22 protein-coding genes are annotated in these 20,597 nt (G+C 64.0%); 14 read left to right on the plus strand and 8 right to left on the minus strand.

Annotated elements, in window-relative coordinates; translation table 11 throughout:
• Positions 1 to 145 precede the first annotated feature (145 nt).
• From ACGYLY_RS16685 to ACGYLY_RS16720, 8 genes are all read left to right on the plus strand, one after another.
• Complete coding sequence (locus tag ACGYLY_RS16685; protein ID WP_395283226.1) at positions 146 to 1,912, plus strand: nitrite/sulfite reductase; 1,767 nt, start codon at positions 146 to 148, stop codon at positions 1,910 to 1,912.
• A gap of 63 nt (positions 1,913 to 1,975) precedes the next feature.
• Positions 1,976 to 4,054 (plus strand): assimilatory nitrate reductase NasA, encoded by a 2,079-nt coding sequence (gene nasA, locus ACGYLY_RS16690; protein ID WP_395283227.1) that lies wholly within the window; start codon positions 1,976 to 1,978, stop codon positions 4,052 to 4,054.
• Positions 4,047 to 5,384 (plus strand): MFS transporter, encoded by a 1,338-nt coding sequence (locus ACGYLY_RS16695; RefSeq protein WP_395283228.1) that lies wholly within the window; start codon positions 4,047 to 4,049, stop codon positions 5,382 to 5,384. Before nasA ends, ACGYLY_RS16695 begins: the two co-directional genes overlap by 8 nt.
• Positions 5,384 to 5,512, plus strand: a complete 129-nt coding sequence (locus ACGYLY_RS16700; RefSeq protein WP_395283229.1) for a hypothetical protein — start codon at positions 5,384 to 5,386, stop codon at positions 5,510 to 5,512. The genes ACGYLY_RS16695 and ACGYLY_RS16700 overlap by 1 nt, the downstream gene beginning before the upstream one ends.
• Before the next feature lie 36 nt (positions 5,513 to 5,548).
• Positions 5,549 to 6,391, plus strand: coding sequence for a uroporphyrinogen-III C-methyltransferase (gene cobA, locus ACGYLY_RS16705; protein WP_395283230.1), 843 nt, complete (start codon positions 5,549 to 5,551; stop codon positions 6,389 to 6,391).
• A gap of 145 nt (positions 6,392 to 6,536) precedes the next feature.
• Positions 6,537 to 7,655, plus strand: coding sequence for a thiamine ABC transporter substrate binding subunit (locus tag ACGYLY_RS16710; RefSeq protein ID WP_395283231.1), 1,119 nt, complete (start codon positions 6,537 to 6,539; stop codon positions 7,653 to 7,655).
• Positions 7,656 to 9,329 (plus strand): ABC transporter permease, encoded by a 1,674-nt coding sequence (locus ACGYLY_RS16715; RefSeq protein WP_395283232.1) that lies wholly within the window; start codon positions 7,656 to 7,658, stop codon positions 9,327 to 9,329.
• Entirely contained in the window at positions 9,322 to 10,377 is a 1,056-nt protein-coding gene (locus ACGYLY_RS16720) for an ABC transporter ATP-binding protein (RefSeq protein ID WP_395283233.1), read from the plus strand. Before ACGYLY_RS16715 ends, ACGYLY_RS16720 begins: the two co-directional genes overlap by 8 nt.
• Before the next feature lie 164 nt (positions 10,378 to 10,541).
• Here ACGYLY_RS16720 and ACGYLY_RS16725 read toward each other — a convergent pair whose 3' ends face one another.
• From ACGYLY_RS16725 to ACGYLY_RS16735, 3 genes are all read right to left on the minus strand, one after another.
• Positions 10,542 to 11,288 carry a hypothetical protein gene (locus tag ACGYLY_RS16725; protein ID WP_395283234.1) on the minus strand — a complete coding sequence of 249 codons (747 nt, stop codon included), beginning with the start codon at positions 11,286 to 11,288 and terminating at the stop codon, positions 10,542 to 10,544.
• A 101-nt stretch (positions 11,289 to 11,389) separates the two neighbouring features.
• Positions 11,390 to 13,723: an ATP-dependent DNA helicase gene (locus ACGYLY_RS16730; RefSeq protein ID WP_395283235.1), complete on the minus strand. Its 2,334-nt coding sequence runs from the start codon at positions 13,721 to 13,723 to the stop codon at positions 11,390 to 11,392.
• A gap of 133 nt (positions 13,724 to 13,856) precedes the next feature.
• On the minus strand, positions 13,857 to 13,979 hold the full coding sequence (locus ACGYLY_RS16735; protein ID WP_395283237.1) for a hypothetical protein: 123 nt from the start codon (positions 13,977 to 13,979) through the stop codon (positions 13,857 to 13,859).
• Between the two features lie 212 nt (positions 13,980 to 14,191).
• On the opposite strand from ACGYLY_RS16735, the gene ACGYLY_RS16740 reads away from it, so the two are divergent.
• The 3 genes from ACGYLY_RS16740 (at position 14,192) to ACGYLY_RS16750 (ending at position 15,431) form a co-directional block, all read left to right on the plus strand.
• Positions 14,192 to 14,752: a DUF1684 domain-containing protein gene (locus ACGYLY_RS16740; protein WP_395283238.1), complete on the plus strand. Its 561-nt coding sequence runs from the start codon at positions 14,192 to 14,194 to the stop codon at positions 14,750 to 14,752.
• A 193-nt stretch (positions 14,753 to 14,945) separates the two neighbouring features.
• On the plus strand, positions 14,946 to 15,119 hold the full coding sequence (locus tag ACGYLY_RS16745) for a hypothetical protein (RefSeq protein WP_395284196.1): 174 nt from the start codon (positions 14,946 to 14,948) through the stop codon (positions 15,117 to 15,119).
• 69 nt (positions 15,120 to 15,188) lie between these two features.
• On the plus strand, positions 15,189 to 15,431 hold the full coding sequence (locus ACGYLY_RS16750; protein ID WP_231185889.1) for a GIY-YIG nuclease family protein: 243 nt from the start codon (positions 15,189 to 15,191) through the stop codon (positions 15,429 to 15,431).
• Between the two features lie 18 nt (positions 15,432 to 15,449).
• Here ACGYLY_RS16750 and ACGYLY_RS16755 read toward each other — a convergent pair whose 3' ends face one another.
• The gene (locus ACGYLY_RS16755; RefSeq protein ID WP_395283240.1) at positions 15,450 to 16,040 is read right to left on the minus strand and encodes an NADPH-dependent FMN reductase; all 591 of its coding nucleotides are present in this window, start codon (positions 16,038 to 16,040) and stop codon (positions 15,450 to 15,452) included.
• Between the two features lie 252 nt (positions 16,041 to 16,292).
• Between ACGYLY_RS16755 and ACGYLY_RS16760 the strand changes: the two genes are divergently transcribed.
• Positions 16,293 to 17,675 carry a phosphoglucomutase/phosphomannomutase family protein gene (locus tag ACGYLY_RS16760; protein ID WP_395284173.1) on the plus strand — a complete coding sequence of 461 codons (1,383 nt, stop codon included), beginning with the start codon at positions 16,293 to 16,295 and terminating at the stop codon, positions 17,673 to 17,675.
• Positions 17,676 to 17,753: 78 nt separating this feature from the next.
• On the opposite strand, the gene ACGYLY_RS16765 is transcribed toward ACGYLY_RS16760, so the two are convergent.
• Complete coding sequence (locus ACGYLY_RS16765) at positions 17,754 to 17,945, minus strand: hypothetical protein (RefSeq protein ID WP_395283242.1); 192 nt, start codon at positions 17,943 to 17,945, stop codon at positions 17,754 to 17,756.
• A gap of 127 nt (positions 17,946 to 18,072) precedes the next feature.
• On the opposite strand from ACGYLY_RS16765, the gene ACGYLY_RS16770 reads away from it, so the two are divergent.
• Positions 18,073 to 18,294 (plus strand): AbrB/MazE/SpoVT family DNA-binding domain-containing protein, encoded by a 222-nt coding sequence (locus ACGYLY_RS16770; RefSeq protein WP_395283243.1) that lies wholly within the window; start codon positions 18,073 to 18,075, stop codon positions 18,292 to 18,294.
• Positions 18,291 to 18,770 (plus strand): nucleotide-binding protein, encoded by a 480-nt coding sequence (locus tag ACGYLY_RS16775; protein ID WP_395283245.1) that lies wholly within the window; start codon positions 18,291 to 18,293, stop codon positions 18,768 to 18,770. Before ACGYLY_RS16770 ends, ACGYLY_RS16775 begins: the two co-directional genes overlap by 4 nt.
• Here ACGYLY_RS16775 and ACGYLY_RS16780 read toward each other — a convergent pair.
• The 3 genes from ACGYLY_RS16780 to ACGYLY_RS16790 are packed head-to-tail and all read right to left on the minus strand — an operon-like array spanning position 18,737 to position 20,534.
• Positions 18,737 to 19,195, minus strand: coding sequence for a GNAT family N-acetyltransferase (locus ACGYLY_RS16780; protein ID WP_395283247.1), 459 nt, complete (start codon positions 19,193 to 19,195; stop codon positions 18,737 to 18,739). The two genes, ACGYLY_RS16775 and ACGYLY_RS16780, sit on opposite strands and share 34 nt — an antisense overlap.
• Entirely contained in the window at positions 19,192 to 19,389 is a 198-nt protein-coding gene (locus ACGYLY_RS16785; protein ID WP_395283248.1) for a ubiquitin-like small modifier protein 2, read from the minus strand. The genes ACGYLY_RS16780 and ACGYLY_RS16785 overlap by 4 nt, the downstream gene beginning before the upstream one ends.
• A gap of 56 nt (positions 19,390 to 19,445) precedes the next feature.
• Positions 19,446 to 20,534 (minus strand): polymer-forming cytoskeletal protein, encoded by a 1,089-nt coding sequence (locus ACGYLY_RS16790; RefSeq protein ID WP_395283249.1) that lies wholly within the window; start codon positions 20,532 to 20,534, stop codon positions 19,446 to 19,448.
• Positions 20,535 to 20,597 lie beyond the last annotated feature (63 nt).

A 20,597-nucleotide genomic window follows, 5' to 3' on the forward strand; every position in this document is an offset into this window, starting at 1 on the left:
TTACAATATTCAGAAATAAAGGAGTCGGAAATGTGTATGTCCATTATCCTTATTTAGTGGGCGTTTGTTCGAGATTAACAGAAGAAATCGAACGTCGTGAGTCACGGTGCGGTATACGTAGACGAACATCGGGTGATTCAACCACATGGTGCACAAAAAGGAAAAATGGAAAGGAGAGATGTACGGCGATGCGGTGCGGAAAAAGATAGTCGAGTTCGCGGAGAGCGGTTGGGAGACGATTCCCGAGGACGAACGCGACGCGTGGTTCACGCGGTTCAAATTCTGGGGCGTATTTCACCAACGAACCGGTCAGGAGAGCTATTTCATGATGCGTCTGACCAACTGCGGCGGAATCCTCGAACCGGGACAACTGCGCGCCATCGGCGACGTCGCACGCGAGTATGCGACGGGACCGGCGGACAACCCGGAATTCGGAAACGGGTTCGTGGATTTCACGACGCGTCAGTCGATTCAGCTCCACTGGATAAACCTCGAGGACGTCCCGGATATCTGGGAGAAACTGGAGGCCGTCGGCGTCTCGACCCGCTCGGCCGGCGGGGACACGATGCGGAACATCTCCGGGTGTCCGGTGGCTGGGAAGGACGAGCACGAGTTCGTCGAAACCCGCGCGTTGCTCGACCGGATTCAGTCGCAGTTGCGCGACGACGACGTGTTGTGTAACATGCCGCGGAAGTTCAACATCTCCGTGACCGGTTGCCGGGAGGGTTGTGCACAGGACTCCATCAACGACGTCGCCCTCGAACCCGCTCGAAAGCTCGTCGACGGAACGCCGACAAAGGGCTTCAACATGCGTGCGGGCGGCGGCCTCGGCGGACGGGAACCCCGTCCTGCCCGGTCGCTCGACGTCTTCGTCACGCCCGACGACGCGTACGAAACCATCCGTGCGTTCGTGGAACTGTACCACGAGGAGGGCAATCGGCAAAACCGGCGGAAGAATCGCTGCCGTTTCTTCGTCGACGATTGGGGGACGGACGACATTCGCGAGGCGCTCACCGAGCGGGTCGATTTTCCCCTCCTCCACGCCGGGACGGACCTCCGCGACCGATACACGTACAATGCGGGGAAACCCGACGAACGAGGGAAACACGATCACGTCGGGGTTCACGAACAGGCCGATGGCGACTACTACGTCGGCTTGAACGTCCCAGTCGGACGCGTTACCGCGGCCGAGGCCGTCGACCTCGCCGACCTCGCCGACGAGTACGGCAGCGGCGAAATCAGGCTCACCCGCCGACAGAACCCCATCATCGTGGACGTGGACGAGGACCGACTCGACGAGTTGCTCGCCGAACCCCTGTTGGAAACCCACGCGCCCGAACCGACCCCGTTCACACGGGGAGCGATGGCGTGTACCGGGACCGAGTTCTGCTCGCTCGCCCTCACCGAAACCAAGGTCAGAATGACCGCGATGCTCCGATGGCTCCGAGCCAACGTCGATCTTCCCGACGACGTCTCCCGACTGAAGATCCACTTCTCGGGCTGTACCGCCGACTGCGGGCAGGCGATGACGGCCGACATCGGGTTGCAGGGGATGCGCGCCCGCAAGGACGGCGAGATGGTCGAGGCGATGGACGTCGGCGTCGGCGGCGGCATCGGCGACGAACCGGCGTTCATCGAGTGGGTCCGACAACGCGTTCCGGCCGACGAAGTGCCGGGACTCGTGAAGAACCTCGTCGAAGCGTTCGCCGCGCTTCGGGAGGAGGGACAGACGTTCCGGGAGTGGGTCGATGCCACCGGCCACGAGTCCATCGTCGAACTCGCGACTCCCGAGGAAACCGACTACGAGGACCCCTGTCTCCACGACGCGAAACAGTCGTGGTACCCGTTCTCGAACGAGGATAGCCCCGCACCGACCGCGCCGGACGGCACCCCCATCACTAGCGATGACTGAACGCGCCCATCCGAGTCGGTCCGCCGGTCGCTCGAACCGGAACTCCGGGGAGGGAAGCTTCCCGTGAGGAACACCGTCTCGACCACGTGCATGCGGTGTGCGGTCGGTTGCGGTCACGTCAATCAGACCCCAGACGTCGGGTACGGTATCGACATCGTTCGCGGCGACGTCACCCATCCGGTGAATCAAGGCCTCGCCTGTCAACGCGGCATTCGGGAGAGCAGAGACCCCGACGGCAAGTGGTTGACGCGCCCGCTGATTCGGGAGGGGGGCGAACTCCTTCCGACGACGTGGGACGTCGCGCTCGGTCGGGTTGTCGAACGATTCTCGACCACCGTCGAACGCGACCCGGACGGCCTCGCCGTCCTCGGGAGCGGACAGCAGACGAACGAGGCCGCGTACCTCCTCGGGAAACTGGCCCGCGGTGGATTCGGCACCCGATACTACGACGCCAACACCACCCTCTGTATGGCCAGCGCGGTGACGGCCTACTACGACGCCTTCGGGAGCGACGCGCCGCCGTGTACCTACGACGACATCCCGGACGCCCGAAGCCACGTCGTCTGGGGTGCGAATCCCGCCGTCGCTCACCCGGTTATGTTCAGGTGGATTCAGGAGAGCGCGAGCGACGACGACAGCGAACTCATCGTCGTCGACCCGGTCGAATCCGAGACGGCCGTCGTCGCCGACGAACACGTTTCGCCCGACCCCGGCGGCGACCTCGCCCTCGCCCGCGCCGTATTGGCCCGAATCGTCGAACGGGACGCCACGGACGACGCGTTCATCGGCGATGCGACGGTCGGGTTCGACGCGCTCAGGGCCGAACTCCCGACCGCAGCGGACGGGGCGGCGGCCGCAGGCGTCGTTCTCGACGCCGTCGACGAACTGGTCGACGCGCTCGCCGATCCGACGCTCCTCTACTGGGGAATGGGCGTCAACCAGAGTACGCAGGGAACCGCGACGGCGGGCGCTCTGATAGACCTCTGTCTCGCCACCGGAAACCTCGGCCCCGGAACGGGACCGTTCTCACTGACCGGTCAGGCGAACTCAATGGGAACACGCGTCTGTTCGTCCAAGGGAACGTGGCCCGGCCACCGTTCGTTCGACGATCCGAACGAACGGGCGGTCGTCGCGGAAGCGTGGGACGTTCCCGCGGAGCGATTGCCCGACGATTCCGGACCCGGACCGGTCGGAATCGTCGAGGCCATCGACGGCGGTCCGGTCGAGACGGTCTGGACAGTCGCGACGAACCCCGTCGCCGGATTGCCCGACGCGGGTACCGTCCGTGAGCGACTCGACGAGGCGTTCCTCGTCGTGCAGGACGCCTTCCACACCGAGACGGTCGAACTGGCCGACGTCGTCCTCCCCGCCGCGACGTGGGGCGAGTCGGACGGGACGACGATGAACATGGAGCGACGCGTCTCCCGCGTTCGGTCCGTGATGGACACACCGACCGGCGTCCGCACCGACCTCGACATCGTCACCGCCATCGCTGAGGGGACAGTCCCCGGACTGACGGGTCGACCCGACCCGCGGACCGTCTTCGAGGAACTGGCCGGGCTCACGGCGGGCACGTCCGCGGACCTCTCCGGGATCGGCTACCCCCGCCTCGACGAGGAGAAGGCCGTCCGCTGGCCCGCGCCCGATCCGAAATCGAGCGGCGGCTACCGGTACTACGACGACGGGGGCTGGTCGTTCGAGACGGCGTCCGGTCGCGCCCGGTTCTCGACGGGGACCCATCGGGGCGTCCCGGAACCCACGAACGGGGAATACCCGCTCACGCTGACGACGGCGCGAACCGCGGACGGGTACAACACCGGCGTCCGTTCCCGCTCCCTCGACCCGTCCAGTCCGAACGCGCGGGTGCATCCGGAGACGCTCGAAACCCTCGACATCGACGGTACGGAGGCAGTTCTCGCGTCCCGACGAAGCGAGGTTCCGGTCCGAATCGAGACGGATTCGGCGGTTCCGCGGGGCGTCGTCTGGCTTCCGATTCACCACCCGAGGACGAACGAACTGACGCTCCCCGACACGGACCCGCGCTCCGACGAACCGAACTACAAACAGTGTGCGGTGCGGCTCTCGCCGCGTCCAACCGAACGGGCCGCGGCCGGCGGAGCGGAGGTGACGGGCGATGACTAACAAGGTCGAACAGCTGATAATCGCGACTGTCGGGTTCTTCTGGGCGTTCCTGATGTGGTTCTCGACCGCCGCGTTCAGCACGAGTATCGGGGATTTCTACGGGCTCACCACCGGCCAACTCGCCCTGCTCGCCAGTTCGGCCATCTGGCTCGCGCCGCCCGGCCGCGTGATCGCCGGGTGGGCGGCCGACAGACTCGGCGCGCACAACACCTTTGCCATCATCCTCGCGTACTCCGGCGTGGTGAGCATCGCGTCCTCGTTCGCCGCGAGCTACGAGGTGTTGTTCGTCGAACGACTCGTCGTCGCCTCGGCGGGAATCAGCTTCGTCGTCGGCATCCAGCACGTCGCACAGTGGTTCGACGAACACGAGATCGGCACGGCGGAGGGGCTGTACGCCGGAACCGGGAACGTGGGTGCGGGCGTCGGCGCGCTGGTACTTCCGCGGCTCTATGGAACGCATTTCAGCGACGCCTTCCTCCATCTCGGAATCGGCGCGCTCGTCATCGCGGCAGTCTACAAGTGGCGCGGCCAACCGGCCAAGGACCGGGCGACGGCCGAGGCCGCACGGAGCAACACGTCCCTCAGCGACACGATGTACGTCTGGACGCGGTACGCCGCCATCGGCCTCATGCTCGCCTACGCGATGTCCTTCGGGTTGGAAATCGCGATGAACTCGTGGCTCCCCACGTACTACACGGACGGTTTCGCCGGGTCCATTCGGCAACTCGGGTTCACTGACACGGCGTCCGTTCAGGTCGCCGCCGGGACGTTCGCCGCCGTCCAGTCGTTCAACGCGTCGCTGTGGCGGCCGTTCTCGGGATACATGTCCGACCTCTGGCAGCGGAAGGGGTGGACGCCATACCCCATCCTCGCGACCGACCAACCGTACTCGCCGCGCATCCACTGGCTGCTGACCGCGCTCATACTCATCACGGTGTCGATGACGGTCCTCACCGCCGTGGGACTCCTCGGCCTCCTTCCGTTGTCGGTGGTCGTCTTGGCCTGCTCCGGAATCGCGGTGAGTTTCGGCACCGGCGGCGTGTTCGCCATCGTCCCGTTGGTCTTCCCCGACCGACCGGGGACGGCGTCCGGGTTCATCGGCGGCATCTCCACGACGGGCGGCATCGTCTACCCGCTCATGTTCGGCTTCATGCCAAACATACACATGGGGTACGCCTTCATCGCCGCCGTGTTCTTCGTTCCCATCATGCTGTTTTACCTCTGGGCGATGCGCTCCCGGCGGGGAATCGGCGACCACGGCATCGGTTCGAGGGAACGTTGGCTCGGCGAGAAAGGGGCGTCCGGAGCGTCGACGGGAGGTGATGACTGATGACGGAGTACGATTCGTGGTACAAGTGGGGAAAGGCGGCACTGTACGCCGAGATGCTGATCGCGGTGCTCGTGACGGTGTTCTCCCTGTACATGGCGTTCAATGGCCAAGCGGGATGGTTGGTCTGAGATGCGGTTCGACCCCTCACCGACGGGGGCGGTACCGTGAATAAGGCTTCCGGAACCGTCTCCCTCGTCGGCGCGGGACCGGGCGACCCGGAACTCCTCACGGTCAAAGCCCGCCGTCTGCTCGACGAAGCGGACGTCGTCCTTCACGATTCGCTCGTCGGCGAGGCGGTCATCGAATCGCTTCCGGACCACACCACCGTCGTCCACACCGGCAAGCGCGCCGACGGCGAGCGAACACCGCAGGCGGAGATCAACGCCCGAATGGTGCGGGAAGCCCGCGCCGGTAACGACGTCGTCCGGTTGAAAGGGGGCGACCCGACGGTCTTCGGGCGCGGCGGCGAGGAGGCCGAACATCTGGCGCGCCACGGGGTGCGGTTCGAAATCGTCCCCGGCGTGACGAGCGCCGTCGCCGCCGGGGGAGTTGCCGGCATTCCCGCTACCCACCGGAAGTGCGCGTCCAGCCTCACCGTCGTCACCGGACACGAAGACCCGGCCAAGGACGATACCGCTATCGACTGGGCGGCGCTCGCCGCGAACATCGAGGCGGGCGGGACGCTCGTCATTCTGATGGGCGTCGGCCGTCTTCCCGACAACGTCGCCGCGCTCGGTTCGCACGGACTCGACGCCGAAACTCCCGTCGCCACGGTGGAGCGCGCGACGTTGCCCGACGAACGGGTCGTCACGGGAACGATAGCTACCATCGCCGATCGTGCGGCATCCGCCGACGTGAGACCGCCAGCGGTCACAATCGTCGGCGACGTGGTCGACGTCCGCGATATCATCGAACGCCGTTTGGCCGACGAAGTCGGTTCAATCCCCGCCTCGTGGGCGGCGTCGCCGCTCGTGGTGAACGAAATCGAGGGGGCGAACCGCGAGTAGCGCGGGCGACTTTCGAGGCCCGTCGTTTCGATTCCTGATATTTAATATAGCATCATGCAATTTAATTCACCGTTTCGCCACGTTTTCGGCGTTTTTGTTCGTCGTATCACGGCCGTTAAGTACCACCGACTACAACCACCGAGTAATGAGACGACGAACCTTCCTTTCGGCGGGCTCGACGGCGGTTGCCGGCCTCGCCGGCTGTCTGGGGGACTCCGATGACTCCGGGAATTCCGATTCGACTACGACCGGCGGTCCCGCTGCGAAGACGACGGCGCAAACCGAACTGAGCGGCACGTTGAAGGTCGCAACGTACAGCGCGCTCGTGGACGCACCCAGTTCGTCGCCCGGCGCGTGGCTGAAAAAGGAGTTCGAGAAGGAGTACCCGAAAGCCACCCTCCAGTGGCAAGCTCCCGAAAACGAGGTCAACTACTTCATCCAGCGGAAGGCACAGGGCGTCGGCATCGACGCGGACGCGTACGTCGGGTTGAACGTGGACCAGCTCATCACCATCGACGACAAACTCGGCGGTAAGCAGTTGTTCACGCCGATTGCGGACTCTCTCTCGAACTACGGCCACGTCAAAGAGGACCTGACGTTCGACCCGCAGAAACGGGCCGTTCCGTACGACACGGGCTACGTCAGCCTCGTTTACGACGAAACGAAGGTCGATGACCCCGGTACGTTCGAGGCGCTGACGAAGCCGAAGTTCGAGGGGACGCTGTTGACCGAGAACGCCCAACAGGCGGCGACGGGGCGGGCGTTCCTCCTCTGGACGATTCACCAGATGGGCGAGAAGAACTATCTCGATTACTGGAAGCGCCTCTCGAACAACGACGTGCAGATTCTCGGGTCGTGGGACGCCGCCTACACCGCCTTCTCGAACGGCGAACGACCCATCGTCGTCTCCTACTCCACCGACCAGGTGTACGCCCACCGTGAGGGGACGAACCTGAAGAAACACCAAGTCGGCTTCCTGAACGGACAGGGCTACGCCAACCCCGAAGGGATGGCGAAGTTCGCGGACACGGACAACTCGAAACTCGCCGACGCCTTCCTCGACTTCATGCTCTCCAAGAAGGCCCAGTCGAAGATTCCAACGCTCAACGTTTCGTTCCCGGCGACTGACTGGGCCGAACCGGGCAAAGAGTTCGAGAAGTACGCCAAAGCACCCGAGAAGCCCGTCACCTACTCCTACGACCAACTCAAGGGCAACGTGGAGGGATGGGTTGATGAGTGGGCGCGCCAGATTGCGAGCAAGTAGATGAAACCCGGGCGCTGGCTCGAACGACACTCGCTCGCCCTCCTCGGCGTCGTCACCAGCGCCCTGCTCGCCGTCCTGTTCTACTACCCCGTCGCCATCGTCTTCGCCGACGCGGGCGGCCTGAACGCCTTCCGCGACGTGGTCACCGACCGGTTTTACCTCTTCGACATCTTCGGTTTCACGGCGTATCAAGCCCTGCTCTCGACGGTTGCCAGCGTCGCCCTCGGCCTGCCGGGTGCGTACATCCTCACCCGCTACGAGTTCCCCGGTCGGCGCACGGTCCGATCGCTGACCATCCTCCCGTTCGTCATGCCGTCCATCCTCGTCGCCATCGGGTTCGTGGCCATGTTCGGCCGGAACGGCCTGTTCAACGACGTGGTCGGCGTCGTCGGCCTCGGCCCGTACTCGCTGCTCTACAACCTCCCGGCGATCGTCGTCGCCCACGCCTTCTACAACGCGCCGCTCGTCGCCCGCGTGACGAACGCGGCGTGGGAGAGCGTGGACGCCCGCGAAGTCGAAACCGCTCGAAGCCTCGGCGCCGGCCGATTTCGGGCGTTCCGCGACGTGCTCGTCCCCCAACTCCTCCCCGCGGTTCTCACCGGGGCGCTCCTCACGTTCATCTTCACGTTCATGTCGTTCCCGATCGTCCTCGCGCTGGGCGGATTCCAGTTCCAGACCGTCGAAGTGTGGGTGTACGCGCTCGTTCAGCGACTCGACTACTCCGAGGCGGCGGTCCTCGCCGTCCTCGAAACCACCCTGTCGCTCGCCCTGACCTACGGATACCTCCGGTACGAGGCCCGACAGAGCGCCGTCTCGCGTGCCAGCAGACCCCTCCCTCGCAAACCTCTCTTTTCGGATGACGGCACCCTCGCCGGAACGCTCGAACGCGCCGGAGTCGCGGCCTACCTCCTCGTCATTGTCGTCCTCTTTCTCGGACCGCTCGTCAGCACCGTCCTCGAAAGCGTCACCGGCCCGTCCGGGTTCACCCTACGCTACTACGAGTTCCTCGTCACGCGGCAGGTGTCCGGCGCGTCGTTCCAGACCAAACCCGGCGTCGCGGTCAGGAACTCCCTGCTTTTCGGGGTCGGAACCCTCCTCGTCGCGCTCCCGATGGGCGTCGTCATCTCGGTGCTGACGCGGGCGAGGAAGAGCAGACTCGTGGAAGCGGTAGCCATGGCTCCGCTCGCCGTGAGCGGGGTCATGGTCGGCTTGGGAATGCTCCGCGGACTCGTCTTCGGGATTCCCATCGCGGGAACCCGGATACAGGTCGGCGGGGCGGTGGCAATCGTCGCCGCGCACGCCGTCGCGGCCTATCCGTTCGTCACGCGCAACGTCTCGCCCATGCTCGCCGGAATCGACCGACGAACCGTCGAGTCGGCGCGGGCGCTCGGCGCGACCCGCGTCCGAACGTTGGTCGATATCGAACTGCCCCTCGTGGCGGTCGGACTCGCCGCCGGGGCCGCCTTCGCGTTCGCTATCAGCATCGGCGAGTTCGACTCGACAGTTATTCTTGCCACCGGCAGTAGCAGTTACACGATGCCGGTCGCAGTCGAACGCTTCCTCGGCAAGCAGACCCTCGGACCAGCGACGGCGATGGGAACCGTTCTCCTCGTCGTCACCGCCGTCAGTTTCGTCGTCATCGACCGCCTCGGCGGGAGGTGGGAGGGTGGTTGAACTCCGTCTCTCCGGCGTCCGAAAGGAGTACGACGGCGTGACCGCCCTGAAGGACGTGTCGTTTCGGGTCGCCGACGGCGAGTTCTTCACCCTCGTCGGCCCGTCGGGATGCGGGAAGACGACGACGCTCCGCACCGTCGCCGGGTTCGAGGACCTCACTGCGGGCACGGTTCGATTCGGCGAGCGCGAGATGGCGGGCGTCCCGCCGGAAGACCGCGGCGTCGGAATCGTCTTCCAGAACTACGCGCTATTCCCGCACATGTCCGTCGCGGAAAACGTCGGCTACGGTCTCAGGTTCCGCGACCCACCCGGTTCGATGACGGACGAGGAGCGTGTCCTCGAACTCCTCGAACTCGTTGGATTGACCGGATTCGAGGACCGCAACCCGGACGAACTGTCGGGTGGACAACAACAACGCGTCGCCCTCGCACGCGCCCTCGCTCCCGGCCCCGACATCCTCCTGTTGGACGAACCGATGAGCGCGCTGGATGCTCGCCTCCGCGACGACCTGCGAACGCAAGTCTCCCAAATCCAGTCCGAACTCGAAATCACGACGGTGTACGTCACCCACGACCAGGAGGAAGCCCTCGCCATCAGCGACCGCGTGGCCGTCATGAACGACGGAAAAATCGAGCAGGTCGGCCGTCCCGAGGACGTGTACCGTCGCCCGGAATCGCGCTTCGTCGCGGAGTTCGTCGGCGAGAACAACGTCTTCTCGGGCGAGACTCGGGCACACGAAACGAGGGGGTCACGCGTCGCCGTTCGCGACCACGAATTCCGCCTCCCCGGTTCGACGGCCGATTCGGTGACGTTCTGCGTTCGTCCCGAAGCGCTCCGACTCGGCGGCGGCGAGAACTCCTTTTCGGCCACCGTCGAGAACGCCGAGTTCCTCGGCGAGGCGTTCCGCGTCCACCTCGATTGGGACGGGAAACCGGTCACGCTTCGCGTTCCCGAGGATCCGGAGGACGAGCGCGTTCGCGTCGGCTTCGATCCCGACGACGTACACGTCATCGACGGCGGAACTGCCGAACTCGTGGAACAGCGATAGTCGTACGACGGTCGCCCGAAGTTTCGAACGCGCCGTCACCGTCGAGGTTTCATTCGTGGGGCACGAGGTGGCCGAACATCTGTTCGTGCATTCTTCCCAAAATGAATGTGCGAATCAATTAAAACCGACAACTCCCGCGAAAATCGAAGGTCTCTCGTTTTGCGCTATCTGTTCGTGGTATCCGTCGTTCGGGTGTTGTACGTTCCACTGGTTCCGGTATCGTACGTTCCCTCGGTCGTTCTCCGATTGGTGGTTCCTCCGTCGTACGTTCCTGCCGTCGTCCGCGTGTTGTACGTTCCGCCCGAGGTTCCTGTGTCGTACGTTCCTTGCGTCGTTCCCGTTCCACCAGAGGTTCCGGTGAACGTTCCGCCGCCACCGAACTGTCCGGACCTGTCGATGTTTCCGTTCATGCTCTCGGGGTGATACCGACAGCGGTACCGTCGAATTCGGTCGGTCGGCTTGAAGGTGAACGACCGGGTTTCTCCCTGTGTCGACGACGACCCGGTCCGATAGAGTACCTGCCCGTTCTCGCCGTTTTTCTGGCCGATGATCTGGAACTCGTGTTCCTCTCCGTCGAGATTTATCCAGGTGACTTTGTACCGCTCGGTGGGGAGAAATCCGAGCGTCGGGTTACGCCCCCCTTCGATGGCTCTCGGAGCCAACCCGAGCCAATGGCCGACCCGTGCGCCGAGGATGATGTTCCGTCGATTTTCCTGTCCCCCGTTCCCACCGGACTGATTCGACTGGTCCGTGGTACTCGACGCGTTCGACGTTTCGACTTGGTTCGTCGTGTACGTCCCCGAATCGCTGGTGTTCTGTGCAGTCGTCAATCGCCCGAGAACGCCGAGTCCCGTCAACCCGCCCGCCGCTTTCAGCAGCGTTCGGCGCTGTGATTTGGGTGATCCTGTCATATGTTCCTCCGGACGTGGAACACTTCCTCGACGCAAAAAGCGCGCACACCGTTCGTGCCGACAATTCGAACCTATACGCTCGAAACGGTCGTTATTCTCGCTTAGCCGCCGTCCCAGAACCGGTCCAAGCCGAACGAGAGCATGTCCGGGCTGACCGGTTGGAACTCCTCGCGCTCCGTCTCCGGGAAGAACTCGCGAACGCTGTCCCACGAGTCACGGGCGTAGCGACTGTCGACCAACACGCGAATCCCCCGTTCGTCCGACCCACGGATAACCCTGCCGAGCGCCTGTCGGGCCTTCCTGACCGCCGGGACGGTCAGCGCGTAGGTGAAGCCGTCGCCGAACTTCCGCTCGTAGGCGGTTCGCACGGCACGCGTCCGCGGACTCGCGGTGTTGATGATGGGGACTCCGCAGACGACGGCGGCGCGGAGTCGGTCTCCGCGATAATCGACGCCCTCCGTCAGCGTTCCGCGAAGGCTCGTCACGAGCACCTTCGCCTCGCCGTCGAAGAACTCGTCTTTCAAGTTCTCCGTCGCCTCGTCCGCGCTACTCTCGTCCAACAACACCGGTTTGTCCACGACGCTCCGCAGGTGTTCGGCGGCCCACGTCGCCTCGGCGTAGTTCGGCATGCCGACGAGGACGTTGCCCGGCGAGCGCGCCACGTCCCGAATCGCGTCCGCGTACACCTGTCGCGCTGACGTCTCGTCGCCCGGCGCACCCCGGTTGTCGTACGTGAATTTCGGCGCGTCCACCGCGAAGCTCTCGCGGTTCGACTCGGGGAAATTCAGCCCGTAGGTCCGCTCAACGACCGGTCTACCGTCGTTTTCGAGATGTCCGAGGCCGGACACCTCCTCGAAGATTTCGAGCGGTTCCAGCGTCGCGCTCATCAAAATGCCGCCGCCGAACTCCCCGAGTTGCTCGCCGATGGCGTCGCTCGGGACGCAGTTCTGCATGGCGAGCTGGGCGTTGTACGCCCGTCGCCACGAGTCGTTCGGTTCGCGGTCGTTCCACGTTCGTTCGAGAATGATTTCGCGGAAGTACTCCTCGTGGTCGTTGCGATACCACTCGCCGAGGGCGCGACCCGCCGGAAGCGCGGCCCGTTCGCTGTCCTCCTCGTCGGCCTCGTTGAGGATTCGAGCGACGATTGCTCCGACCGCCTCCGCACGTGCCCACGTCCCGCCGTCGTATCCCGCTTCTTCCGCCCACTTCGAAATCTCGTCCGGTTGGGGGACGGTCGGGTCGCGGAGCGGTATCTCCTCGTCCGGTAGGTCGGTGAGGTTCGCCTTCCAGCCGCGATGTTCGCGCTCCAGATGCGCCGTCACGCGCCGGTCGAGTTCGTCGCGCAAATCGCGGATGAAGTCCCGCGTGTCCTCCAACTCGCGGAGCGTGACGTTCGCGTCTTCGAGTTCCGTTCGGACGAGTTCCGCGTCTGCGGTGGTCTGTTTCGCGTCCCGGTCGTCGAACTTGACTGGTTGGATGACGCGCGTCAGTTCGGACTCGGCATCCCGGAGCGTCGAATCGCCGACCGACTGGCTCACGAGATCGCGGACGCGCGGTTCCAGCATGTGCGCTTCGTCGCAGACGAGGAAGGTGGAATCGTCCACGAGCGCGCCCGTGAACGTCGCCGTCGTCACCGGGTCGAAGGCGTGGTAGTAGTTGCCCACGACGACTTCGACGTGGCCGAGCAGCGCGCCCATCATCGAGTGCGGGCAGGTCCCCCACTGGACGGAGTTGGCGACGAGGTCCGCGGGTTCGATGAGGCCCATGCTCTCGAAATCGAAGGGAACGGCCTCGATGGGGTCGCCGTCCTCCGGCATGTCGTCCAAGAACTGCGCGTAGAACGGACAGTACTCCACGTCGTTGTACTCGGGCATGTGCGGCGGATACGGCGTCGGTTCGTCCGCCGTTTCGAGGAAGGACGCGCCGCTTCGTTGTTTTCCCGAGTCTGCCAATCCCGTCTGTTGACCTCGGGCTTGGGACGCGAGGTTCTGGGCCGTCACCGCGCCGCCCTCGCCGGTCAGGTCGCGGGTGCGTTCCCGGAGGCCCTCACAGCGATCGTAGACGTTCCCATCGTCGATGTTCCCCGCGTTCTCCCTGCTGTAGGGGCACACGTCGGCCTTTCCGACGAGGGTCATCGCGGAGATGGGTTTCCAGTCGTCGGGGAGGTTCGCGTTGATGGTCTTCAGGTCGGTTTCGAACTGGCGGAGTTGCTGTTTGACGCTCGTGAGGACGAACACGCGTTCGTACTGGCTGTCCGGGTCGCGGACGAGGTCCAGTCCCGCCGTCAGCGCCAGCATGGTCTTGCCAGTCCCACAGGCACCTTCGATGACGGTGAAGCCGTCGTCGCGGGCGGTTTCGATGGCCGTCTCGATACCGTCCCGCTGCTCGTCGTATGGGGCGTCGTGTCCGAATATCGTCCGCCAGTCCGGCATCATTCTGTCTCCGTCTCCCCCCTGCTTAGGGCTGTTGACCTGAGGTGGTCCCGTCTCGATATTTAAACCTAGGCACGCGGCGGAAGTGATGGCGGGAAAAGGGTGAATCGGTGGGCGCGGATAGTGCGCGACGACCTTAGCCGAGAAGTAGGCCGGCCCCGATGACGGTGAAGATGACGCCCATCACCCGCGTCCACAGTACTTTCCATTCCGCCGGTTCGACTTCCGATGAGCGTCGTTTGCTTCCGATGGCGTCCATCTGTTCCTGAAATCGCGCGAATCCGTACGGTTTTGCGGCTTGTGCGATACCGAAGAGGACGAGGAGGAGTCCGAGTGGATTTCACATACGTATCCCCCGGTTCGTGCTCTCCGGTAAATTCTTTGTGGAGATTTGATGTTTGTACCCGCTCTGTTCCCGCGCGGCTAACCGAGGACGGAGCGTTTACCCGCCGTGAGCAAGTACGCCACTGTATGACCGACTTCGAGACCACGGAGGCCGACTGGCGCGACGAACTCCTCGCCACCCGCGAGGAGAAGGACGATTTCTTCGGCAGTCACCCGCAGTCACCCATCCCGCCGGGGGAGCGCGAGGAGTTCGACGGCCTGTCGTACTTCGACCCGGACGCGGAGTATCGCGTGACGGCGACGGTGGAGGCACACGACGACCCGGAACCGGTCGAACTCGAAACGACGGCGGGGCCGTCACAGCGCTACCTGCGAACCGTGACGCTTCACTTCGAGGTGAACGGCGAGGAGGTCTCGCTCGCGGCGTATCAGCAGGAGGGCCAAGACTCGCTGTTCGTTCCGTTCCGGGACAAGACGACGGGCCAACAGAGCTACGAGAACGGGCGCTATCTCGAACTCCACCCCGACCGTGACCTGACCGACGGCGAGGAAGTCGTCGTGGACTTCAACCTCGCGTACTCCCCCTTCTGTGCCTACAGCGAGACGTTCTCGTGTCCGCTTCCGCCCGAGGAGAACTGGCTCTCCGTGCTGATTCCGGCGGGCGAGAAGACGCGGGACGGCCACTGAATCGCCGCTACTCTCCAGTGGAAATCGAGGGGTTCGAAACCGACTTTTGGATTCTCGAACGGAATATTTTGATATGCGATCGAAGGATACCAGAACAACAGGTTGTTCTGAATTCACAAAACAAATCTTGACTATTCACGAATTTGGGTCGGATTCTGGAAAGCATATTTATGTATTCACCCCGAAGAACCGGATGCCGACGAGGCAATCGTCGGCTGACAGCATGCCAAACTGTGACCACTGTGGCGCGCACGTGTCCGAACGATTTGCGCGCGTCTTCGCTGACGAATCCGGTTACATCCGCGCTTGCCCCGCCTGTTCGGCGAACGCCGGTATCGCCGAAGTGGCACGGGAGCGAGCGCAATGAGTATCGCCGACTGTGGCTGAAGGGGCGGAACCGACAGGACAAAGACGAACCACGCGAAGCCTGTCAGGTGTGACCGAACACTGGGTCTACGTCGTCGAATGCAGTGACGGCACTTTTTACACCGGATACACGACAGACGTTACCCGCCGGGTGGCCGAACACGACGCGGGAGACGGAGCGAAATACACTCGCGGTAGAACACCCGTCACGTTGTGCTACACGGAGCGATTCGACTCGAAGTCCGCGGCCATGTCCCGCGAATACGAGATCAAACAGCTTCGCCGCGCGGAAAAGGAACGCCTCATCGACTGAGCGTTTTCGACACCGGTTTCAGTCGTCCGCCGCCGCTTCCGCCTCGGCTTCGTCCGCTTCCGACGACGTGACGTCGGGGTCGAGGAAGGCGTACTTGACCGCCTGCGTTCCGAGTTTTCGCACCCGCTCCTCCAAATCCCCGTCCACGAACTCGCCGTCCTCGAACTGCTCGTAGGCCTTGCGAATCCCGACTTGGTGCGGGAGTACCCATCCGTGGACGCCCCGAACCGTGATTCGCATGTGGTCGAGCGTGCTTCCGTAGGACCCGCCGCCGGCGACGGCGAGGAGGCCGACGGTGGTGTCCTCGAACTCGTCGAAGCTACAGTAGTCGTGGACGTTGCGGAAGGCGGCGGAGTACGACCCGTGGTAGACCGGACTGCCGATGATGACCGAATCCGCGTTTCGAATCTTCCGTTTGATTTCCACCGCCGCTTCCGGTTCCTCCTCGTCCGGGTCGAAAACGGGGAGGTCGTACTTTCGAACGTCGATGAGTTCCGTCTCGGCCCCCGCTTCTTCGGCCGCATCGAGAACGTGTTTCAACGCCGTTCGCGTGTGACTTCCGTCGCGCATACTGCCGCATACCGCGACGACTGTCGGTTTGGTTTGCATTATTGACCTCGTTGGGGCCGAGTACGTTTAACGGGATTGCTCCATTCCGGAAGTCGTTACCTTTGCCTGAACTGTCTCATCTCACGACAACCCGCTGAAGACGATATCTTTTCTGCCGATACCACGTGGATCGAAGAACGGGTCGTGAGTGCAAAGTCGTTCCCGAAAACGCACTTTGGTTGGACTCTTGCCACCTTCTGTGCGACGGTCGCACACGGTGGTTTTTTCGACCCCGGCGATGACGAACGATGTATGGATACGCCGATTTCGTTCGGAACCGACGGCTGGCGAGCGACCCTCGACGAGTTCACGTCGCCGCGGGTGCATATCGTAGGCCAAGCGGTTTCCGACTACCTCCGCGAAGTCGAAGACCGGGCGGGAGAGACGGTCGCAATCAGTTACGACGCCCGCGAAACGTCGCGCGGCTTTGCAGAAGACCTCTGTCGCGTCCTCGCCGCGAACGGGTTCGACGTGCTCATCCCCGAACGCGACACGCCGACGCCGATTCTCGCGTGGACGCTCGTGGACCGCGACCTCGCGGGCGGATTGATGATAACTGCCTCGCACAACCCGCCTGAATACAACGGCGTGAAGTTCATACCATCGGACGGTGCGCCCGCCCTCCCCGAAGTGACCGACGAAATCATGGCCCGTCTCGCCGAACCCGACCCGCTGCCGGAATCGGAACATGGCCGGGTCAGCGAGGAAGACTTCGTCTCCCCGTACGCCGACCACGCCTTCGATCTCGTGGACGCCGACTTCCAGGACCTCTCCGTCGTCTACGACGCCATGCACGGAAGCGGCCGCGGCGTCACCGACGAACTCCTCGAAGAGGCCGGTGCGAACGTCGACCGTCTCCGCTGTGAGCGTGACCCCGAGTTCGGCGGGTCGTCGCCGGAACCGAGCGAGGAGAACCTGCAAGAACTCATCGCAGCGGTCGAGGACGGCGACGCCGACATCGGCATCGCGAACGACGGCGACGCCGACCGAATCGCCATCGCCACCCCGGACCGCGGCTTCTTGGACGAGAACCTCTTTTTCGCCGCGCTGTACGAGTACCTCCTCGAAGACGAATCGGGGTCGGCGATTCGAACCGTCTCGACCACGTTCCTCATCGACCGTATCGCCGACGCGCACGGCGAGGAAGTTCACGAAACGCCGGTCGGGTTCAAGTGGGTCGCACAGGCCATCGCGGAGCACGACGCGCTCGTCGGCGGCGAGGAGAGCGGCGGATTCACGATTCGCGGCCACATCCGCGAGAAGGACGGCGTCCTCATGGCGCTCCTCGCCGCCGCGATCGCGGACGAACGCCCCTTCGACGACCGGGTGGACGATCTGCTCGCCGAGTTCGGCGAGATTCACCAGAGCAAAACCAGCCTCGACTGTCCGGACGCCGAAAAGGAACGCGTCCTCTCGGACCTCGAAGCCGAACTGCCCGACGAGGTCGCGGGCCACGACGTGGCCGACGTTGTAACGAAGGACGGCTTCAAAATCCTCCTCGACGACGGGTCGTGGCTGCTCGTCCGCCCGAGCGGTACCGAACCGAAGATGCGAATCTACGCCGAGGGGGAAAGCGACGAGCGGGTCAGTGACCTGCTCGCCGCCGGGACGGAACTGGTCGAACCGATAATCTAGGTTTTCGGAACCGCGAAACGGGTTCCGAAACCGAATTCCTGTAGACGTTATCGCTATAGAGCCGTCCTTTCACACCTCTCAACCGAACGACAGTACTTCGCCGGGATTGAAGTAGTACAGCGCGGCCAATCCGATGCCGAAAACCGCCACCAACAGGCTCAACAACTCGCCCGTCGCCCCGTCGAATCCGTCGGCGAGCGCGTAGTAGGCCATCGCCAGCGAGAACCCTATCCAGATGAGCGAGAGGCGGCGGCGTTTCGTCGCGTCCATGGTCGTCGTTGGCGAACTCGCGGTATCAGTGTTCGCTTTCGAACCGTCCCCGTTTTCCCTCCCGAACCTCGTTTCTCACCCTCCTCTCGAAGTAATACTTACAATGTATTACTCCCTCTAGCGATGTATGACTCGCGTGACGACTAAGGGGCAGGTCACGATTCCTGTGGATATCCGCGAACGGCTCGGCCTCCAACCCGGCGACGAAATCACCTTCGAAGAGACCGACGAGGGCTACGTCATCAGAAAGGAGATAGACGAGGATCGGTTCGAGAAATGGCGCGGCGTGGCGGACACCGACGAGACGGTCGAGGACCGGATGCGTGACCTCCGCGGGGATATCCCGTGACGAGGACGGTCGTGGATACGAGCGCGTTGCTCGCGCTCCTCTATCCGAACGACGAACACAACCGACGTGCCTCGACGCTCCTCCGAAACGCGGCCGAGGCCGGGTCGCTTCTCGTCACTCCAATCGTCTACGCCGAACTCGCTGCGGACCCGTTTTTCGACTCCGCACAGGACCTCGATTCGTTCCTCGCAGATATCGGTGTCGTCATCGAAGATGCCCCCCGCGAAGCCGTCTTCGACGCCGGTGAGGCGTTTCGAACGTACCTCGAACGCCGCGGTGAGGAACTCCAGTGTTCCGAATGCGGCCATCGAACGACCTACCCGTGTCCCGACTGCGGCGCGTCGGTTACTGCCCCCCAGCATATCGCCGCCGACTTCCTCATCGGCGCACACGCCGCCACGGCGGACGTTCTCCTCACGTTCGACGCCGGGTTTCACCGCGATTATTTCGATGTCGAGTGTGAGTCGATACGATGACTCGCCTCGTCATCCAACCGTCCCCACAATCGACCCTCCTCTCCTTCTTTTTCTCCGTTCGTTTCCTTCCCATCGTCCTTCCCCATCACCTCGATGTCGAACCCCAACGACTCGTAGAACGGCCGAACCCGTGGCGCGAAATCGGCGGTCAACACGCCTTCGCGTTCGACGGCGGCGGCGACGAGTTCGCTCCCGATACCCTGCCCCCGTCGCGCCCCCAGCACCGCGATTGCGTCGATGTGCGTGGGTTGCTTTTCGCCGTCCAGCACCGCCGCACCGAGCAGCCTTCCGTCTTCTTCGGCCACCAGCACGTCTCCCGTCTCGATCCTATCCTCGACTTCGTCCGCGTCGATTTCGAGCATCGCACCGTTCACGATTCGCAACACGGTCAGGCGGTCCGTCGGGGTCGCGGGGCGGACGGTCATCCGCCCTTGATGAGTCGGAGGATTTTCACGTGGTCCGTGTCGACCGGTTGGTCCTCCGGCACGGGCCGCCCGTCTACCATCACGGACACCTCGTGCGGACTCAACCCCACCTCCGACACCAGGTCGGCGTAGGTTTCGTCCTCCACGTCGAACTCGTGGCTCCCCTCGCCGACCACCTCGACGGTTACGTTCATTGCCGTGCCTTACCGTTCTCGACCCTTCAGCGTATCGAAGCGACGGAAACAGTACCTCAGTCTGCCGGCGTCTCCTCGTCGGTTCCCCCCCGCGTCGTTTCGGCGTACTCCGGCGTACTCCGGCGTCCGCGGTACCGCGACCGGAGCGCCATCGCCAGCGCGCCCAGTCCCAAGAGGAGGACGACCAACTGGACGATGCCGCCGACGACGGGAATCCGGTCGAGAACCGAGATGACGAACACGCCTAGCAGCAGGCCGAGCCAGCGACTGCCCTTGTCCGCGAGCGAGAGCAACCAGACGCCGACGATGAACGACCCGTACACGCCCGCGACCCAGAGGAAGACGGCGAAGAGGATCGCCCCGATAATGGAGATGGGGATTCCGATGAGCGTCACGGCGAAGACGATGAGAACGATGGGAACGAGTATGAGCAGGAGAACGCCGACGCCGATGGAGAACAGCGGGTTGTCCCGTCCCTTGTCCGCCACGCCGTCGGAGAAGGTCGGGAACACCGCCAACAGCAGCACGCCCAACAGGAGGTTCACGAAGAAGCCGTAAATCACGCCGACCCATCCCGGCACGCTCGGCACGGACGCCGGACCGGCGCTGTTCAGCGACTCATCCTGCCGAACCGTCCCGCCGACGGTCGCACCTTGCTCCCGGTTGAACGTCCCGGCATCGTAGACGAGGTTGCCGCCGACGTTCGCCGTGTTGGCGAGCGTGAGCGTCTCGCTCGACACGCGGGCGTTCCCGTTGACTGTTCCAGCGATGAGCGTGTACCCGGACGACCCTTCGAGCGACCGCCCGACGGTGGCCGACCGAGCGATGACGAGGTTCCCGGTTTGTGCGTCCACGTTTCCGTTGACGGTCCCGGCGATTCGGACGTTTCCGGCGAACGCCGACACGTCGCCGTTGACGGTGCCGCCTTGGTCGATGAGGACGTTCCCGCTGAAGGCGTTCAGGTCGCCGTTCACGGTCCCGCGAATCACGACGGTGCCGCCGGTCGCGGTGAGCCCCCCGTGAACCGTTTCTCTCTGCCCGACGACGATAGACCCGCCGGTGCGTGTCTGTTCCGCCGCCGCCGCCGTCGCGGGCGCGACGGCGAGCAAGAGCACCAACAAGAGGATACTCACGTGTGCGCGCATGGCCCATCCGTCGGCATCTGGGCGAATAGTAATTGAGTCGTTGTGTCGGAGAATCGTGCGTTG

This window comes from Haladaptatus sp. CMAA 1909 (genome assembly GCF_043952005.1).
Classification (GTDB): domain Archaea; phylum Halobacteriota; class Halobacteria; order Halobacteriales; family Haladaptataceae; genus Haladaptatus.

Coding starts and splice junctions, on each gene's coding strand:
- ACGYLY_RS16685 (WP_395283226.1), top strand. CDS start 146: ATGGTGCACAAAAAGGAAAAATGGAAAGGAGAGATGTACGGCGATGCG.
- ACGYLY_RS16695 (WP_395283228.1), top strand. CDS start 4,047: ATGACTAACAAGGTCGAACAGCTGATAATCGCGACTGTCGGGTTCTTC.
- ACGYLY_RS16700 (WP_395283229.1), top strand. CDS start 5,384: ATGACGGAGTACGATTCGTGGTACAAGTGGGGAAAGGCGGCACTGTAC.
- ACGYLY_RS16710 (WP_395283231.1), top strand. CDS start 6,537: ATGAGACGACGAACCTTCCTTTCGGCGGGCTCGACGGCGGTTGCCGGC.
- ACGYLY_RS16715 (WP_395283232.1), top strand. CDS start 7,656: ATGAAACCCGGGCGCTGGCTCGAACGACACTCGCTCGCCCTCCTCGGC.
- ACGYLY_RS16725 (WP_395283234.1), bottom strand. CDS start 11,288: ATGACAGGATCACCCAAATCACAGCGCCGAACGCTGCTGAAAGCGGCG.
- ACGYLY_RS16730 (WP_395283235.1), bottom strand. CDS start 13,723: ATGATGCCGGACTGGCGGACGATATTCGGACACGACGCCCCATACGAC.
- ACGYLY_RS16735 (WP_395283237.1), bottom strand. CDS start 13,979: ATGGACGCCATCGGAAGCAAACGACGCTCATCGGAAGTCGAACCGGCG.
- ACGYLY_RS16740 (WP_395283238.1), top strand. CDS start 14,192: ATGACCGACTTCGAGACCACGGAGGCCGACTGGCGCGACGAACTCCTC.
- ACGYLY_RS16745 (WP_395284196.1), top strand. CDS start 14,946: ATGCCGACGAGGCAATCGTCGGCTGACAGCATGCCAAACTGTGACCAC.
- ACGYLY_RS16755 (WP_395283240.1), bottom strand. CDS start 16,040: ATGCAAACCAAACCGACAGTCGTCGCGGTATGCGGCAGTATGCGCGAC.
- ACGYLY_RS16760 (WP_395284173.1), top strand. CDS start 16,293: ATGGATACGCCGATTTCGTTCGGAACCGACGGCTGGCGAGCGACCCTC.
- ACGYLY_RS16765 (WP_395283242.1), bottom strand. CDS start 17,945: ATGGACGCGACGAAACGCCGCCGCCTCTCGCTCATCTGGATAGGGTTC.
- ACGYLY_RS16770 (WP_395283243.1), top strand. CDS start 18,073: ATGACTCGCGTGACGACTAAGGGGCAGGTCACGATTCCTGTGGATATC.
- ACGYLY_RS16780 (WP_395283247.1), bottom strand. CDS start 19,195: ATGACCGTCCGCCCCGCGACCCCGACGGACCGCCTGACCGTGTTGCGA.
- ACGYLY_RS16785 (WP_395283248.1), bottom strand. CDS start 19,389: ATGAACGTAACCGTCGAGGTGGTCGGCGAGGGGAGCCACGAGTTCGAC.
- ACGYLY_RS16790 (WP_395283249.1), bottom strand. CDS start 20,534: ATGCGCGCACACGTGAGTATCCTCTTGTTGGTGCTCTTGCTCGCCGTC.